We start from the raw sequence: 16,569 nt of genomic DNA, 5'->3' as shown, positions 1-16,569 counted from the left end.
TCAGCAAGATATGATCTAGAAGACTGTTTCCGGAAAGTGCAGGGCCGGTTTCAGCTTCATCAGGTAAGCGTAAGTCTGTTTCCATTTACTAGAAATGCATTAAAAAAGCACCTGAAATATTTCAGGTGCTTTTTTAATGCATTTCCTAAGTTGCCTCATTTCACCACCATCACTTTCAGCACTTCCGACCTGGAAATGGACTGTACTTTCAGAAGATAAATTCCTTCATCCAGCGCAAGATCCGCAATGCTGATTTCGGCTTTGGTTCCTGCGTGCAGCATTTCAGGCGTTTTGATGTTGTAAGCCCTTCCGGCTTCATTGAAAAGCTGCAAAGCAACCGCTTCCTGATGCTGGTTTCCGATCTGAAGCGTGAATTGCGTACGCACCGGATTGGGGTAAATGACAGAACTTTCCGCGCCGGATTCAGCAGTATTGTTGTCCACTTCTTCCGCGGCAAGCCTGGTAACAGAATTCACGGGCTCACTCGTATTGATGATCAGCTCCGGCCTGAATGCGGCGTTTTCCCTGCTGTTGAATATAATCCTTTTACCGCCGAATGTCTGATCGATCCGCAAGGTCAGCGTTTTGTCCCGGGCAAGCTGGGCTCTGGCAAATTCTGTAATGCCGACTTCAAAGTATTCCGGCTTTCGGGTCACGCTCAACGTTCCCAATGCAGTCATTACGCCGGTTGGGGCATTACTGGCAGTGATGCCGGTTTCGGTCCAGTCGTCATTGTCCAGACCGATCAAATTCAGATTAACCCTGGTGTCGGCCTGATGGTTATAGCCGTAGATGCGGAATCTTGCGCTGGTTATATCGCTGAAATCGGCCAGGGAAAATTTAAGAAAGGATACCCGCTGCAGTTCCGGAACGCTCGTTGCTTTAACATTCAATGCAGGCTCATTTCCGTAATTGGTATTGGCATTGACACCATAACTGACGTCCGCATCCGCAACCGGCGATAAAGTAGCAGTTGACATCGATCCAAGAAATTCCACTTCAATGGCCGATACCCGCGGCTTGTCGCGCCTTTCGGATGTGGACCTGAAAGCCAGATTAAGTACACCGTCAATAACCTCTACTTCAAAAGTTTCCTGTACGGCACGCAAAGCTCCGCCTGCACGGCCGATGATGCTGTAATTATTCAGTTTCACTGCTCCTTCCGCACTCACATTGAACAGGCGTCTGTTTATCTCGGCCGGACGGTTGGCATACACGCCCCAGTATACTTCGGCAAAATGAAGTGTAACCTTTACAATGCCATTTGTAACCGGAATGTTGTAATTGAAGTAATCCGAACTGCGGCCTGAACGGTACAGCTCGTCATCTGTCGTGTTCAGAATATCCACGTCAGCAATCGTGCTGGTGCGGTCTACGCCCTCATAATAATTATCCGCTTCAAAAACACGTCCGTCGGAGGTTTTGTAAGCACGACCGCCTGCATTGATGCGGACGGAATTTACACCGCCCGCATTCACGACTTTTACCGTAACGGTTTCCTCATCATACAGTTTCGGTGCAGCAGCAACGCTGATTCTGACTACAAACTTGTAAATACCCGAACTTTGAGGTACCCAGCTGAAAATGCCGCTGAATGATTTGATCGTTGCACCTTGAGGTGCGCCTATCAGCGAATACCGTTTTGTTTGTCCGGTAGCCATTGTAGCCCTTGGCGTAAATGCAAGTGTATCGCCGGCTGCTAATTCCTGGTAAGGAATGGGATCCAGTATTGGCGGCGTAGTTACATCATTAACGTTAAGATTGACGTTCAACACTGCCCGTGCATATCCGGGAGAAGTTGCCGCCACATAGGAGGTATATTTAGCAGGAAAAAGACTTGCCGGATCCACTGTAAACGCTAAAGAACCACGTGAAGGCGCAGGAATCGTCAGCCAGTCCGCTTGTGACTTCCTGAGCTTTACGGCAGGCGTCCCGGTATTGGCGGAAAGATTAACGGATCGCTTCGGCGTAGTGATGTCACCGTCATTGGTAAAATTGAGTGAGCCGGAAGAAAATGCCAATGCCTTGGTATTGGTTTCCGAAACCAGCTTTACTACCCACAATTCCCTTTCATACGAAAAAGCCTCTATTCGGTCATTGCCGGCAAGGATGCCTGCCGAAGTTCCGCACAGCAGGTATCCGCCGTCCCAAGCAGGGAGTGCAGCAATCAGCTGACTGTCGGTTTCTTTTGCTCCGCCCACGGTTTTGTCCCACACGATGGTTCCGGCCGGGTTCAGTTTTACAATCCAGTAGTCATTAAGTCCTTTATTTGCTTCTGTCTTGTTGCCGCTTGCAATTGATGCGGAATAACCACCGACCAAATAGCCGCCGTCAGGAGTTTGTTTAACTGATTTTAAAAATTCTCCTTTGTTTCCTCCAAGCGTTCTATCCCACTCCTTGTCTCCGTTTGCATTTATTTTAACGACCCAAAAATCATAGGAGCCATTATGGGGTTCGGATTTGCTCTTGCCAGCATTCGAATTTGAATTGCCGCCCAGGATGTACCCGCCGTCGGAAGTACGATCCATAGACTGTAATATTTCTACACTGGAGCCGCTGTAAGTCTTGTCCCACAGTTTTGCACCGTTGGGTGCCAGTTGTACGATCCAGAAATCGGAATATCTATTCAAATTCGTTTTATCTCCGTTTTTCCAGGAAGAAGAGGTACCGCCCAGGATGTAATTTCCGCTGGCAGTCTGGTCTACATAAACCAAATTATCTCTGTCACTTCCTCCAATGGTTTTGTCCCATTCTTTGGTGCCGTCTGATGTGATTTTAATAACCCAGTAATCGTAATCGCCTCTACTGGCTTCAGTCTTCACACCATCAATGGATGTAAGTGAAGTTCCACCAAGAATGTATCCGCCATCCTTTGTCTGCCTCAATGAATTCAGCACATCTTCACCTTTTCCTCCATAGGTTTTGTCCCATTGTTTGGTGCCATTGGCCGAAATTTTGATAACCCAGTAATCGAAAGAGGATGAATAAGCATCATCTGTTTTATCCTGGCCGTCATTGGAGTTGGAAATGCCACCCAGTAAATAGCCTCCGTCTGCGGTCTGAATAATTGCGTTCAGGTTATCCTGTTTATTTCCGGAAAATGTTTTGTCCCATTCTTTATTTCCATCTGTATCATATTTGGCAACATTGTAATCTGAATCGTTACGATAAGGCAGTAATCGCCCCACAATGATACCGCCATCATCCGTAGCGCATACGACGCTCGGTGTGAAATCAGGAACAGGCTCGTAAGTTTTATCCCACTCAATGGCAGGCTGTGCTGCGAGTGAAGATGCAGCAAGCAACAGAACACCCAGTTTCATCAAGCAAAAATTCCAAAATGCGGACTGCTTCTGCCAGTGCCCGACAATTTCAGTAATCCGTAAGTCAATGCGCCGCCGGCTGATCGGGCTCAGGTCGGGAAAACAGGAAGCTGGTAAATGTAAATACATAAATATTAATCAGTTATAATTTCAGGTGAGTATGTAACAATTATAAAGGTAAGCGTAAGTTTATCTCTGCTTACTACAAAGCAATGAATAAAAGCACCCGGAAAAATCCGGATGCTTTTGAAACCTTTATTTGCTATACTGATTTATTTCACCACCATCACTTTCAGCACTTCCGACCTGGAAATGGACTGTACTTTCAGAAGATAAATTCCTTCACCCAGTGAAAGATCCGCAATGCTGATTTCGGCTTTGGCTCCTGCATGCAGCATTTCAGGCGTTTTAATATTATAAGCCCTTCCGGCTTCATTGAAAAGCTGCAAAGCAACCGCTTCCTGATGCTGGTTTCCGACCTGAAGCGTGAATTGCGTACGAACCGGATTGGGGTAAATGACAGAACTTGCAGCGTCCGTTTCAGCGTTTTTATTCGGCAATTCTTCCGCGGCAAGCCTGGTAACAGAATTCACGGGCTCACTCGTATTGATGATCAGCTCCGGCCTGAATGCGGCGTTTTCCCTGCTGTTGAATATAATCCTTTTGCCGCCGAAGGTCTGATCGATCCGCAAGGTCAGCGTTTTGTCCCGGGCAAGCTGGGCTCTGGCAAATTCTGTAATGCCGACTTCGAAGTATTCCGGTTTCCTCGTCACGCTCAACGTTCCCAATGCAGTCATTACGCCGGTTGGGGCATTACTGGCAGTGATGCCGGTTTCGGTCCAGTCGTCATTGTCCAGACCGATCAAGTTCAGATTAACCCTGGTGTCGGCCTGATGGTTATAGCCGTAGATGCGGAACTTTGCATTGGTTATATCGCTGAAATCGGCCAGCGAGAATTTGAGATAAGATACCCGTCGAAGCTCCGGAACGCTCGTTGCTTTAACATTCAATGCAGGCTCATTTCCGTAATTGGTACTGGCATTCACGCCATAACTGACATCTGCATCCGCAACCGGCGTTATAATGGTTGGTATATTATTGATAAACTCCACTTCAATGGCCGACACGCGCGGCTTGTCGCGCATTTCAGCTGTTGACCTGAAAGCCAGATTAAGAACGCCGTCAACAACAACCACCTCAAAAGTTTCCTGCACGGCATTTAAAGGCTGGCCTGCATGGCCGATGATGCTGTAATTGTCCAGCTTCACCACGCCTTCCGCACTCACATTGAACCGGCGCCTGTCCTTGTCGCCCGGACGCCCGGGATAGACACCCCAGTAGGTTTCTGCAAAATGGAGTGTCACTTTGACAATGCCGTTTGTAACCGGAATGTTGTAATTAAAGTAATCCGAACTGCGTCCTGAACGGTACAGCTCATCGTCGGTTGTGCTCAGAATATCCACGTCAGCACCAATCGTGCTGGTGCGGTCGATGCCACTGTAATAGTTATCCGCCTCAAAAATGCGCCCGTCAGACGTGGCGTAAGCACCGCCGCCTGCATTGATGCGGACGGAAGTTGCAGCGGCCGGATTCAGTACTCTTACGGAAATCGTTTCCTCATCATACAGTTCCGGTACCTGAGCAACGCTGATCCTGACTACAAACCGGTAAGTGCCCGCAACCAGAGGAGCCCAGCTGAAAACCCCGTCGGATTCGCCAATCGTTGCTCCCTCAGGCGCGCCAATCAGTGAAAACCGTTTGGTTTGGCCGTTTGCTGTTGTAGCCTTCGCTGTAAATGTAAGGGTATCCGGTGCAGTTACTTCCTTGTCTCCGATGGAATTCAATACAGGCGGCGTCGTTACATCATTAACATGCAGATTGACTTTCAGCAATGCCCGTGCATAACCGGGAGCCGTTGCTACAACGAGGGAGGTATATTTTTCAGGAGAAAGGCCTGCGGAATTTACCGTAAAAGGCAAGGAGCCCCGTGCAGGTGCAGGAAGCGTCAGCCAGCTAACCTTCGAATTCTTAAGGGTTACAGCAGGCGTTCCGGTATTTGCCGAAAGCTTAACGGATTGCGCTGGAATTGTGCTGTTTCCGTTGCTAATAAACTTGAGTGAGCCGGAAGAAAATGCCAGTGCCTTGGTATTGGTTTCTGAAACCAGCTTCACGACCCATAATTCGGGTGAATTGGACATAGCCACCGTTCTGTCATTGCCGGTAGCAGCCCCTGCGGAATTTCCGCACAGCAGGTATCCTCCGTCCCGTGCAAGAAAAGCACCAATCAGCTGATTGTTGGTATCCCTTGCTCCGCCAATGGTTTTGTCCCAGGCTATGCTGCCATCTGCGTTTAGTTTTACAATCCAGTAATCCGTAGATCCTTTACGTGCTTCCGTCTTGTTGCCACTTTTATCCGAGCTGGAACTGCCCCCGACAATATAACCGCCGTCAGGCGTTTGCTTCACTGAAGCTAGAAGCTCTCTCCCTGTTCCTCCAAGTGTTTTGTCCCATTGTTTGTCTCCGTTTGCATTGATCTTTATTACCCAGTAATCACGCATACCGAATGCATCTTCCGTTTTGTCCCCGCCGATCGGGGAAAAAGACTCGCCGGCGATGATGTAGCCTCCGTCGGAAGTACGCTCCATGGATTTCATGTTATCATAGTTATAGCCGCTAAACGACTTGTCCCATAACTTCGAGCCGTCTGGTGCCAATTGCACAATCCAGAAGTTATGATTGATTGCGTCACCATCCGTTTTATCTCCACTGATGCCTGAAAGTGAGGTACCGCCCAAAATGTAATTTCCGCTGGCAGTCTCGTCCACATAAACCAGGCTGTCCGCCATATTTCCTCCGATGGTTTTATCCCATTCCTTGGTGCCGTCTGAAGTAGTTTTGATAACCCAGAAATCATGCGCACCTCTGCTGGATTCAGACTTGATGCCATCCCTGGATGAAAGAGAATTACCGCCAACCAGATAACCGCCATCCTTTGTCTGCTTCAGGGATCTTACATTATCAGCACGGCTTCCGCCATAAGTTTTGTCCCACTCTTTGCTGCCATTGGCCGAGATCTTGACAATCCAGTAATCCACAGAAGATGCGTAAGCATTATCGGTTTTATCCTGGCCAGGATCCGAGTTGGAGGAGCCGCCAAGTAAATAGCCTCCATCGGAGGTCTGAATAATCGCGTTCAGATTATCCTGTTTGTTTCCGGAAAATGTTTTGTCCCATTCTTTATTTCCGTTTACATCGTATTTCACAACAATGTAATTTGCATTGTCGGAAGGATACAATGCCCGTCCTACAATGATACCGCCGTCATCGGTAGGACATACAATCTTGGGCGTCAGGCCCGGAACGGGTTCATAGGCTTTGTCCCATTCAATGGCTGGCTGTGCCAGAAGTGAAGATGCAGCAAGCAACAGAACGCCTGATATCATCAAACACAGTTTCCAAAAACCGGATCGTTTTTGCCAGTGCACGGTGCTTTCTATTATTTTTAAATCAACCCGCCGCCGGCTGATCAGGCGCGTACGGGTAAAACAGGAAGTTGGTAAAGGTAAATTCATCATACTAAATTGGTTATAATTTCAGGTGAGTATGTTAATGATTATAAAGGTAAGCGTAAGTTTATATTTGTTTACTACCAGTTAATTAATAAAAGCACCCGTAAAAATCCGGGTGCTTTTGCCGGGGCACGCTCAACGTTCCCCGTGTTGTCGTTACGCCGGTCGGTGCATTGTTGGCAGTGATGCCGGTTTCGGTTCAGTCGTCATTGTCCAGTCCGGCAAGATTCAGATCAACCTTCGTACCTGCCTGATGGTTATAGCCGTAGAGGCGGAACTTCGCATTGGTCATATCGCTGAAAGCAGCCAGCGAGAATTTGAGATAAGATACCCGGCGAAGCTCCGGAACGCTCGTCGCTTTAACATTTAATGTAGGCTGATTTCCGTAATTCTTATTGGCATTGGTGCCGTAACTGACATCCGAATCTGCAACCGGCCGCTGGATGCTCCGATCGTGGCACCTTGCGGCGCGCCCGCCAGTGAAAACACTTTTGTTTGCCCGAATGCGGAAGTAGCCTTGGCCGTAAATGCAAGTGTATCGCCACGGCTCAGTTCTTTGTCACCGATGGGTTCGAGCACAGGCAGTGTGGTTGCATCATTTGCGACAAGATTGGATTTTCAGCAAAGCCCGCGCATAACCGGGAGCCGTTGCCGTAACTACGGTTGAATAATGATCCGGTGAAAAACCTTTCGGTTTAACTGAAAATGGCAAAGTACCCCGTGAAGGTGCAGGAAGCGTCAGCCATTCAGCCCTGGTCTATTGAAGGTTTACAGCAGGCGTTCCTGTATTGGCTGAAAGGATGGCGGATTGTGCTGGCGTAGTAGTACTTCCCGTATTCACATAATCCAGTGTTCCGGAAGAAAAAGCCAGTGCTTTGGTATTGGTTTCCGAAAGCAGCTTCTCTACCCATAAACCGCCTGCTGTCGAGAATGACGTTTATAATAGGTTGAGTTTGGTAAAGAAGATCATTAAACGTAAAAAACATTAAGGTACAAGCATTTACCTATACTTGTACCTTTCCGTTTACTAAATGGTGCAAATAAAAACAAATCCAGCTTTCGAGCTTTGGAGGAGCAAACTGTTTGTAGAAAAAAGCAAGGAACCGGAATTTTCGGGCTCCAGAGGAGCCTTCCGGAACTAACCGGCCAATCAGGCGGCCCCGCCGGGGCTAACAAAATCAATAATGCATATTGCTACAAACAGGAGGCCGCTCTGTGGCCGGGCTGGATTAATTTGTTGAATCATCTTCAAAAGATGCGGGTGCTTTTCAAAGCACCGACAAACGATTTCAACTCCTGGCAATTCTAGACATAACAAATCCAGCTTCCGAGCTTCGGAGGAGCAAACTGCTTGTAGAAAAAAAGCAAGGAACCGCAATATTCGGGCTCCGGAGGAGCCTTCTGAAACTAACCGGCCAATCAGGCGCTCCCGCCGGGGCTAACAAAATCAATAATGCATATTGCTACAAACAGGAGGCCGCTCTGCGGCCGGGCTGGATTAATTTGTTGAATCATATTCAAAAGATGCGGGTGCTTTTCAAAGCATCAACAAATGATTTCAACTCCTGGCAATTCTAGACATAACAAATCCAGCTCCCAAGCTTCGGAGGAGCAACCTGTTTGTGGAAAAAAAGCAAGGAACCCGAATTTTCGGGCTCCGGAGGAGCCTTCCGGAATTGTTATGAACCTTCAAAAATGTAACAGCTATGGCATATATCAAATAAGATTACCTGTAGTTTTTGAAATTACCTCTTCTTTTTCTAAAAAACCGGTTTTCACTTGCCGGGTGGCTTGCGGCATGATCCAGCCAAGGGTATCGGGTAAGATGCTTTTATCCTGCCGGTTATCACTGGCCTTCAGAACTTGTGTCAAGCTGTTAATATAAGATCAGCTTTTCATATATTGCCGTTCTGGAAAATCCATTACGCATCAAACCCGCACATCATGCTACAACTCCGAACTCTGTTCCTATTTCTTTTGTCTGGCTGTATTTTGCTGTACGCATGCCAGAACGACCAGAGAGAGCAACATCTTGCCCAGCGTGAACAGGCCATCATCAAGAAGGAAAATGACTTTGCACTTAAGGAGGCTGATTACAAGTCTTTAGTAAAAATGCGGGACAGCCTGCGGACAAAAAAAGACACGGTCATCATCCAGAGCTGGCCGGAGACGATCGCCGGCGTCTGGAACAGCAAGGCAGTGTGCCGGGAATCCAATTGCAGCGAATATGTGATCGGCGATCAGCGTGCCAATTTCTGGGAGTTCATAAGCGACTCAACAGGCCTGTTTACCCGCGTTCTGGATGCTGACAAAAAGCTCGTCCGTGTTTACAACGCCCGGCTGGACAGTTCCGGCATCCAATTACAATTTCTGAGTGACTCTTCGGCAGCCAAAAGACTGGACATCCATTTTGATCTTAGCCAAGTGAACCCGGAATTGCTGAAAGGCACACAGGCCATCACGATTAACCAGGCATGCAACGCGACATTTACCGTAGAACTTACCCGTACAACCCCCCGCTGAGCCATGCAGTTACTGAATATCCATATTGGCAGCCTGCCCATTGAAGACCCAGTTTTGAAGTTTCTGCTTGAACTGGTGATAATCCTGAGCGCACCGCTTCTGCTTAACAAAATCAAGGTTCCGCATTTACTCGGACTTTTGATAGCCGGCGCGGTAGTCGGCCCGAACGGTCTGAACCTGCTCGCCCGCGACAGCAGCGTTGTGGTCACCGGAACAACCGGGCTGCTTTACATCATGTTTCTGGCCGGACTGGAAATTGATCTGGGAGATTTTAAGAAGAACAAGTGGAAAAGCCTCACTTTCACGCTGTACACCTTTGCCATTCCATTTATCCTGGGTTTTACGGGCGGCTACTATCTTCTGCATTTCTCCGTTATAACTTCCGTGCTTTTTGCCAGCTTGTTCTCTTCCCATACATTGATCGCATATCCGCTGGTCAGCAAACTTGGAATTGCCAAGAACCTTTCCGTCAACATTACAGTCGGCGGCACCATGATCACCGATGTATTATCCCTGCTGGTACTCGCTGTTTGCGTGGGAATGACACAAGGTGAGGTCAACACGGCCTTTTGGACACGTCTGACATTGTCCATGCTGGCATTCAGCCTCACCGTCCTTTTTGTTTTCCCTATCCTAGCAAGATGGTTTTTCAAGAAAGTAGATGACAAGATTTCACAGTACATTTTTGTACTTGTCATGATTTATCTGGCAGCTGTACTGGCGGAACTTGCCGGCATTGAGGCCATAATCGGCGCTTTTTTTGCAGGCCTGGCCTTAAACAGGTTGATTCCCCACGCTTCGGCCATGATGAACCGCGTTGAATTTGTCGGAAATGCTATTTTCATTCCTTTTTTTCTGATCAGCGTAGGCATGCTGATAGACTTTACGGTATTTTTTAAAAGTCTGGAAACCCTTGTAGTTGCATCGGTCATGCTTGTTGCTTCCATCGGCGGAAAATACCTTGCGGCCGTTTTAACGCAAAAAACATTTCATCTAAGCAAAGATGAAGGCATGCTGGTTTTTGGCATGAGCTCCGCCTCGGCCGCTGCCACCCTTGCTGCGGTTCTGGTCGGTTACAACATCATCGTTTCGGAAACGGCCAGCGGTGAATCGGTCCGGCTGCTGAGTGAGCACGTACTGAATGGCAGCATTCTGCTCATCCTGATTTCCTGTACCGTCTCCTCCTTTGTATCCATGTCGAGCGGCCAGCGAATTGCCGAGGCGGACCGGGAAGATACCGCTTCAGGAATCAACCGTGAGAATGAAAACATCCTGATAGCTGTCAACTATGAAAAAACAGTTGAAAAGCTGGTGAACCTGAGCCTGCTTGTAAAAGCAAGACATAACGACGACCGGCTTTGGGCGCTGAACGTGGTCAATGATGAAAAAAGTGAATCTTCGGTTAAAAATGCCAGGAAAAACCTGCACATCGCTGTTGATACCGCTGCCGCCGCCGATGTGACTATACTGCCGCTTACCCGGTACGATAACGATGTGGCTACCGGCATCAGCAATGTTATCAAAGAACAGCAAATCACGGACCTGATTATCGGATTGCAGCCCGATAAAGGCCTGACACCTTCTTTCGTTTACAACCTGCACAATGGTTACCTGCAAAATGAAAATGTAAACACGCTGATCTATCACGCCGGGCAACCTGTTTCAACTATCAAACGTTACGTCGTGCTGATACCTGCAAGAGCCGAAAAAGAAGCCGGTTTTTTCAGTTCATTGCTTCGTGTCTGGAATATTGCCAAGAATTCCGGTGCGAAAATGAGCTTTTTCGCCAATCAGCAAACCGCCGAGATTTTAAAGAAAGTCGTCAGTAAGTCCGCTATTGATTTATCCCTGCATACCATTGACAACTGGAAGCAAGCAGAAAAGGCAGCAACCGGTCTGCAGAATGATGAAGGCCTGATTGTGTTCATGGCCAGACGTGGGATGATTTCTTACTTTCCCCAAATGGGGTCCATACCGGATTTTCTGAACCAGCATGTACAGGAAAACAATTTCCTTCTTATTTATCCTTACCGTGACCAGATCGCAGACCCGGCAGAAAAGCGGTCGGTAAACAACCATGACGACTTTGCCGAAATCGGCCAGATCATCGGAAAGGTTTTTGCCCGTTAAGAAAAGCGGGAACCTGTCGGCAAAATATCATAAAAAGTTATTTCAGCAATGAAAATATATTTAGCGCTAATCCTCTTCCTTTCTTTTTTCACTGCCCGTGCCCAGTGGAAAGGCCTTACCGGCATTCCTGACACATCTTTCACCGTTCGCAGCGCATTTCAGAAGGCAAAAAGAGATTTTCCGCATATTCAGATGCCGGCTGGCACCTTACCCGGAAGTGTAACTTTGAAAAAGGATCTGGAATATAAAAAAATGCCGCAGCGAAGCTTGAAACTGGACGTTTTTTCACCTGTGAAGGCGAGCGGCAAGCGGCCTGCGGTGTTGCTGATTTTTGGAGGCGGATGGCGCTCAGGGGAAAAGGCGCAGTTGCATGCCATTGCGGCACAACTGGCAAATAACGGTTTTATAGCATTTACTGCAGATTACCGATTATCCACAGAAGCCTTGTACCCTGCAGCAGTCGAGGACCTGAAAGAGGCTGTCATCTGGATCAGGGAGAATGCCGGAACTTTCCAAGTCGATACCAGCCGCATTGCTACGCTGGGTTTTTCGGCAGGCGGGCAACTGGCTGCATTGGTGGGATATACCGGCAATTCCGGGATTTTTAATCCGAACCGAAAAAAGGACGGGCCTTCCGACGCCGTTCAGGCGGTTGTAGACATAGATGGGCTTGTGGCTTACATTCACCCGGAGTCGGGCGAGGGCGACGACAGCAAATCGGTTTCGGCAGCGACGAACTGGTTTGGCGGAAACAAGGTGGAGAAAAAGGCGCTCTGGGAACAAGCCTCGCCGATTCATTATGTAACGGCCCAAAGTCCGCCGATCCTTTTCATCAACAGCTCTGTCGATCGCATGCATGCCGGCCGCGAGGACATGCGCAAGAAGCTGGATGTTTTCGGCATTTATTCCGAAGTACACACGTTTTCCGGAGCGCCTCATGTATTCCCGCTGTTCCACCCCTGGTTTGAGCCGACTGTGAAATATACGGTGGAATTTCTGAAGAAAGTCTTTGATGTGTGAAAAACGCTGGCGGAAGTCGGACAGAAACCCGTTTCCTTTATGGAGTATCTTCCGGCATTGGAGCAATCCCGTTCCTTTTGACTACTAAATAGCGCCTTTCGGATACATTCCGCAACCCAGGCAAGCCAAACTTTGCCTTTAACAAAATGTAAAGGACACCAAAACGGAATACTATGCTCATGTTGATCCATTCAGCCAGAATATCTGAGCGCATTCCTGCTCCGGTTCCTTCACGCTGATGCTGGACCGATTTTAATTGATAAGATTATTGCAACAATCAAGTCAATGAATTTGCCCTGCAAGGCAATTAAATCAAAATCAATAAAGATGAAGTCAGTTACCATATTTCATAACCCAAACGCCGGTGATGAAGCATATGACCAGCAGCAGCTGATCACTTTGGCGGAGCAGCACGGGTATCAGTGCGATTATTATTCCGTTAAAGAAGAAGATTATGAAAGCTTTCAGGAAGATACCGACCTGATCGCTGTAGCAGGCGGTGACGGTACCGTAAGGTCTATCCTGAAAGTCCTGATGAAACGCAGGCTTAATACCCTGGCACCGCTGACTATCCTCCCCATGGGCACTGCGAACAACATTTCCAAGTCACTGGGCATCTTCAATGAGCCCTCTGAAGTGGTTAAAGACTGGGAAAACAGAAATATCAGAAAGATTGACCTAGGCGAGATCCTGGATGAAAAGGAAGAAACCTTTTTTCTGGAAGCAGCCGGGTTTGGTGTCTTTCCCGCATTGATGCAGCTTATGAAAGATCATCCTGATGAAGACAGTACGGAAGATAAACTGGAGGCCACCCTGAAAAAACTCCGTGAGCTGATCGTAACTTATCAGGCCAGAGATGCGCGCGTAGAATTGAACGGTGAAGTCCGAAGCGGCAAGTTCCTTGTAATTGAAATCATGAATATCTCTTCCATTGGTCCCAATTTGCTGCTTGCACCCGAGGCAGATCCGGGCGACGGCCAGCTGGATATTGTACTGATTGAGGAAAATGAGAAGGATAATTTGCTGGCTGCCATTGACCATAAAATAAACGGAAGTGATCAGGGTTTCCGTTTTGAAGTGGTGAGAGCAGATCAGGTTCATGTCCGGATTCAGGATTCTGTCATGCACTTGGACGACGAGCTTATCCAGAAGCATGCACCTTTGGATATTACAATCAGAAATGATCCGAAAGTTTTTGAATTTCTGATTTAAGCCTTTATCTGACGGCAGGAAAGCATTTTGGAAATGCAAAGTCTGAAGCGATGCGATCATAGAAATATACTACTGTGCCGGCTGCCAGAATACTATTAATAAAACCATACTCCCAAAGTGCTTTGCTCTGGGAGTATGGTCAAGTTCATGCCTGTATCCTATTTTACGTCTGATTTGCTGTTCTCAAACTGACAAATACTGACTTAGCTCGGTTTCATTGGTCAGATCCAGCCGTAAAGGGGTAATGGAAACGAATCCGTTTTCCACAGCCCAGCGATCGGTGTCTTCCTCAGCCGGTTCCAGTGGCGTTACCGTAATCCAGTAGTTTTTGCGCCCCATCGGATCTTCTCCCGGCACGACGTTCCCATCATACAGCCGGACCGATTGCCGGGTCCATTTTATCCCTTTAGGCTCCGGCGGAAAGTTTACGTTGTATAATCCGAGCTTTGTGTCCCGGAGCAGCAGCGCAAGACTTTCCTCCACATAAGAAGCAAGCCCATCAAAATCAGGCTCAGACTGCCCGACCGGCGTACTTAGGGCAATTCCCTTTATACCCAGCAGAACCGCTTGCTTGGCAGCCGCAAGTGTTCCGGAATGCCACATGGAGTTTCCAAGATTGGGCCCCATATTGATCCCTGAAAGAACAACGTCTGTATCTGGATACATATGCAGCCCTATAGCTACACAATCCGCCGGTGTCCCGTTTACGCGAAATGCTTCTATTCCATCAAAAGTAATGGGTGATTTTTTATAAGTAAGCGGACGGGAATGCGTAATGGCATGGCCCATGGACGACTGCTCTACATCCGGGGCAACAATACGTACTTCCCCGAACCGCAGAGCGACCTGGGCCAGTGCAGCAATACCCGGGCTGTAAATACCATCATCATTTGTAATCAGGATCTTCATAGTATTCAGGATGTTTTTTTAATTATAACTTCCTGTTCTAAAAAAAGAGTACCAAAACCGGACAAACCGGGAAAACCAACCAAAACCTGGACGGCTTGACGCAAGCCATGCTTTGAACGATTTCAGGTCTTTGTTTAAACCTTGTGAGGTGCTGATGCTTCTTCTGCCGCAAAAATCATCCGCAAAGTCGTGGTAAAACTGAAACATATTGGTCAGGTCAGCTGCCCCGGGAAAATACAAACTCCAAAGCTTCTCGGAACTGCTGCACTGGCTGTTCCAGCTATTCCCGCCCATGTAAAGGAATGGGCGTATGCCGGATTTTTCATTAACTTTCTTTCCGCATTTTTTGCACATTATTTTGTCGGTGATCCGGCGGGCAACCTGTTTGCTCTCGTCCTGATGCTGGTGTTACTGATTGTTTCCTATGTTTCCAGGGAAAAGATTTTGAAAAGCGGGTATAATTCCTGAGCTCCCTCCCCTTTTCAACAGCATAAAGATCAGGCAGTGCTGAAAAACGCAAGTTCCCGGGTGGCGACATAGCAGGAAAGAAATTGAAATTACATGGATTTTATTCCATAGATTAGCCATCGTGCAATACTCCGTTCCCTGTTTCTGATGAATAACACCAAACTTGTCACCAAGCCGCATTATCAAGTACTGGATGGACTTCGGGGTGTAGCGGCAATCATTGTCGTATTTTTTCACCTTACCGAACCGCTTGCAGGCAGCCGCCTCGACAATGTTGTAAACCACGGTTATCTGGCTGTTGATTTTTTCTTTCTCCTGTCCGGCTTTGTAATCGGCTATGCCTACGACGACAGATGGGACCAGTTGACTGTCAGCGGCTTTCTTCGGCGCCGGTTTGAGCGGCTGCATCCTCTCGTTGTGTTGGGCATGACACTGGGCGCCATAGGCTTTTACTTTACCGACTCCACGATATGGCCCCTTGTTCATACCGTTCCCGTTTGGAAACTGATGGTTGTCATGCTGATTGGATGGACACTTTTACCTGTTCCGCTTTCCATGGATATCCGCGGCTGGTTTGAAATGCATCCGCTCAATAGTGTTGGCTGGTCCTTGTTTTTCGAGTATATCGCCAACATTCTTTACGCTTTGGGACTAAGAAAATTATCTGACAAAGCACTGGCTTGCTTTGTTGCCCTGGCAGGTGCAGCACTGCTGCACCTGGCTGTCACCAGCCCGAACGGAGACGTAACCGGCGGCTGGACATTGAATGCCGAACATATGCGTATCGGTATAACGCGGACACTGTTCCCTTTTTTTGCCGGATTGCTTTTATCGCGGGTAGCACGGCCGGTTTACATCAAAAATGCTTTCCTATGGTGCAGCATACTGGTTGCAGCCGTTCTGCTTATGCCACGAATAGGCGGTGCAGCACGTCTCTGGATGAACGGGTTGTTCGAAGCCTTTTGCATCATCATCGTTTTTCCACTGATTGTATATATCGGTGCAAGCGGCAGGGTGCGCAGCCAAACGGAGGAGAAAATTTGCAAGTTCCTCGGTGATCTTTCTTATCCTTTATACATGACCCATTACGTGCTTGTCTATTTTTATGTAGCATGGGTAAGCAATCACAAGGGCATTACACTGGCACAAGCCTGGCCGTATGCATTGCTCACATTTTCGGGCGCTATTGTGCTGGCTTATGCAAGTTTACTGTTGTACGACGAACCGGTAAGAGCCTGGCTGCGAAAAAAGCTGAAACAGTAAAAGAAAACGCTGGCTGCATCAAATATGATATTTTTCGCCTGTATCTACATCAGTCGGCTTTGCTTTCCTGACAGGAATTTCTCTTTACCGGTTGAATCCCTGCTGCCGGATTTTGTCCCGTAGAATTTTTCTGGATTTTTGTGCAACAGCCT

At 47.9% G+C, this 16,569-nt stretch carries 12 protein-coding genes; 6 read left to right on the top strand and 6 right to left on the bottom strand.

Going from position 1 to position 16,569, the window contains the following annotated elements:
- Positions 1-155 precede the first annotated feature (155 nt).
- The 5 genes from FEM55_RS15375 to FEM55_RS25000 form a co-directional block, all read right to left on the bottom strand.
- Complete coding sequence (locus FEM55_RS15375; protein WP_138282236.1) at positions 156-3,452, bottom strand: CBM96 family carbohydrate-binding protein; 3,297 nt, start codon at positions 3,450-3,452, stop codon at positions 156-158.
- A 143-nt stretch (positions 3,453-3,595) separates the two neighbouring features.
- Positions 3,596-6,766, bottom strand: coding sequence for a CBM96 family carbohydrate-binding protein (locus FEM55_RS15370; protein WP_171036568.1), 3,171 nt, complete (start codon positions 6,764-6,766; stop codon positions 3,596-3,598).
- Between the two features lie 325 nt (positions 6,767-7,091).
- Complete coding sequence (locus FEM55_RS25480; protein ID WP_445447100.1) at positions 7,092-7,337, bottom strand: CBM96 family carbohydrate-binding protein; 246 nt, start codon at positions 7,335-7,337, stop codon at positions 7,092-7,094.
- Positions 7,259-7,471, bottom strand: a complete 213-nt coding sequence (locus FEM55_RS25205) for a hypothetical protein (protein WP_229209283.1) — start codon at positions 7,469-7,471, stop codon at positions 7,259-7,261. The genes FEM55_RS25480 and FEM55_RS25205 overlap by 79 nt, the downstream gene beginning before the upstream one ends.
- A gap of 1,137 nt (positions 7,472-8,608) precedes the next feature.
- Complete coding sequence (locus FEM55_RS25000) at positions 8,609-8,764, bottom strand: hypothetical protein (RefSeq protein ID WP_171036567.1); 156 nt, start codon at positions 8,762-8,764, stop codon at positions 8,609-8,611.
- Between the two features lie 72 nt (positions 8,765-8,836).
- Between FEM55_RS25000 and FEM55_RS15360 the strand changes: the two genes are divergently transcribed.
- From FEM55_RS15360 to FEM55_RS15345, 4 genes are all read left to right on the top strand, one after another.
- The gene (locus FEM55_RS15360; RefSeq protein ID WP_138282233.1) at positions 8,837-9,415 is read left to right on the top strand and encodes a hypothetical protein; all 579 of its coding nucleotides are present in this window, start codon (positions 8,837-8,839) and stop codon (positions 9,413-9,415) included.
- A gap of 3 nt (positions 9,416-9,418) precedes the next feature.
- Positions 9,419-11,545 (top strand): cation:proton antiporter, encoded by a 2,127-nt coding sequence (locus FEM55_RS15355; protein WP_138282232.1) that lies wholly within the window; start codon positions 9,419-9,421, stop codon positions 11,543-11,545.
- 48 nt (positions 11,546-11,593) lie between these two features.
- Positions 11,594-12,565 (top strand): alpha/beta hydrolase, encoded by a 972-nt coding sequence (locus FEM55_RS15350; RefSeq protein WP_138282231.1) that lies wholly within the window; start codon positions 11,594-11,596, stop codon positions 12,563-12,565.
- A 327-nt stretch (positions 12,566-12,892) separates the two neighbouring features.
- On the top strand, positions 12,893-13,777 hold the full coding sequence (locus FEM55_RS15345) for a diacylglycerol/lipid kinase family protein (RefSeq protein WP_171036566.1): 885 nt from the start codon (positions 12,893-12,895) through the stop codon (positions 13,775-13,777).
- 183 nt (positions 13,778-13,960) lie between these two features.
- Here the strand turns inward: FEM55_RS15345 and surE are convergent, their stop codons facing one another.
- Positions 13,961-14,686: a 5'/3'-nucleotidase SurE gene (gene surE, locus FEM55_RS15340; RefSeq protein ID WP_138282229.1), complete on the bottom strand. Its 726-nt coding sequence runs from the start codon at positions 14,684-14,686 to the stop codon at positions 13,961-13,963.
- Positions 14,687-14,875: 189 nt separating this feature from the next.
- Between surE and FEM55_RS15335 the strand changes: the two genes are divergently transcribed.
- Entirely contained in the window at positions 14,876-15,154 is a 279-nt protein-coding gene (locus FEM55_RS15335) for a DoxX family protein (protein WP_229209282.1), read from the top strand.
- A gap of 147 nt (positions 15,155-15,301) precedes the next feature.
- On the top strand, positions 15,302-16,417 hold the full coding sequence (locus tag FEM55_RS15330) for an acyltransferase family protein (RefSeq protein WP_138282227.1): 1,116 nt from the start codon (positions 15,302-15,304) through the stop codon (positions 16,415-16,417).
- Positions 16,418-16,569 lie beyond the last annotated feature (152 nt).

The organism is Dyadobacter sediminis (assembly GCF_005860765.1).
GTDB classification, from domain to species: domain Bacteria; phylum Bacteroidota; class Bacteroidia; order Cytophagales; family Spirosomataceae; genus Dyadobacter; species Dyadobacter sediminis.
This window is presented reverse-complemented; position numbering and strand designations above follow the sequence as displayed.